Origin of the sequence: Streptomyces sp. NPDC006265 (assembly GCF_040613555.1) — a bacterium.
GTDB lineage: Bacteria > Actinomycetota > Actinomycetes > Streptomycetales > Streptomycetaceae > Streptomyces.
The window spans coordinates 1-1,364 of record NZ_JBEXSH010001419.1 but is presented as its reverse complement, the minus strand read 5'-3'; the positions used below and the strand labels follow the sequence as shown (position 1 = coordinate 1,364).

At 73.7% G+C, this 1,364-nt stretch carries 2 protein-coding genes; one reads left to right on the top strand and one right to left on the bottom strand.

The window, feature by feature from the left end; genetic code table 11:
- Positions 1 to 91: 91 nt before the first annotated feature.
- Entirely contained in the window at positions 92 to 766 is a 675-nt protein-coding gene (locus ABZ281_RS49430) for a DUF3000 domain-containing protein (protein ID WP_356665399.1), read from the bottom strand.
- A gap of 102 nt (positions 767 to 868) precedes the next feature.
- On the opposite strand from ABZ281_RS49430, the gene ABZ281_RS49425 reads away from it, so the two are divergent.
- The coding region (locus ABZ281_RS49425) for a uroporphyrinogen decarboxylase family protein (RefSeq protein WP_356665397.1) at positions 869 to 1,364 on the top strand (496 nt) is incomplete at its 3' end.

The window sequence follows — 1,364 nt, the reverse complement described above, 5'->3', positions numbered from 1 at the left end:
GCGAGTGGGGGTGCCCCCTGCTCGAGCGGAGTCGAGAGCGTGGGGGAGCGTGCCGGGCGTCGTGACGGGGCGAACGTTGCCTGTCGCGGCACTAGCGGGACTGCGGCCCTCGCCGCTGGGGGAGTGTCACCACGGACGCGTCCCCGGGGCCGGCCGGGGGCAGCCCCGCGATCTGGGCCAGCAGATCGCACCAGGCCGCCAGATGCGCGGCCGTGTCCGGGGCTCCGCCCAGGCCCTCGGGCGGTGTCCACGACGCACGGATCTCGATCTGCGAGGCGGCCGGGCGCGCGGACAGCCCGCCGAAGTAGTGGGAACTCGCGCGCGTGACGGTGCCGCTCGGCTCTCCGTATGTCAGCCCGCGCGTCTGGAGCGCGCCGGTGAGCCAGGACCAGCACACCTCCGGCAGCAGCGGGTCCGCCGCCATCTCCGGCTCCAGCTCCGCGCGCACCAGCGTCACCAGCCGGAAGGTACCCCGCCATGCGTCGTGCCCGGCCGGGTCGTGCAGCAGCACCAGCCGGCCGTCGGCCAGGTCCTGGTCCCCGTCGACGACCGCGGCCTCCAGCGCATAGCTGTGCGGAGCGAGCCGCCTCGGCGGGGGCGTCGGCTCGACCTCGATCTGGGGCCGCAGCCGCGCCGCCTTGAGCGCGTCGACAGCGGCCCGGAAGGCCGGCGGGGCGGAGTCCGCCTCCCGCCGGTCGTTCTCGGTGTCCTTCGCTTCGTCCATTCCGCCAGCGCCGTCCGACAGTCGTCCCTGAGCCGCAGCCATGCGGGAAGATTACGGGGACCCGGGCCCGGGTGTCGGGCTAGACACCCCGCGCCTCTCCAGGGGCTGAATAGTGCCGTCCGGCGGCGTGCGAAACTTGGCCCCGTGAGTGCCAACGACGCCCCTCGGGCCCAGCAGCCGTCCGCCCCGTACGAATCCGCCTTCCTCAAGGCGTGCCGGCGCGAGCCCGTGCCGCACACGCCGGTGTGGTTCATGCGGCAGGCCGGGCGCTCACTGCCGGAGTACCGCAAGGTGCGCGAGGGCATCCCGATGCTCGAGTCCTGCATGCGGCCCGAACTGGTCACCGAGATCACCCTCCAGCCGGTGCGCCGGCACGGCGTGGACGCGGCGATCTACTTCAGCGACATCGTCGTCCCGCTCAAGGCCATCGGCATCGACCTCGACATCAAGCCCGGCGTCGGCCCGGTCGTCGAGCGCCCGATCCGCACCCGCGAGGACCTCGCGCAACTGCGCGACCTCACCCCCGAGGACGTCTCCTACGTCACCGAGGCCATCGGCCTGCTCACCCGCGAGCTCGGCGCCCGAGGCGAACGCCTCCACCGCCACGCGTCCCCAGGACTCGTACAGGCTCGGCATGAGC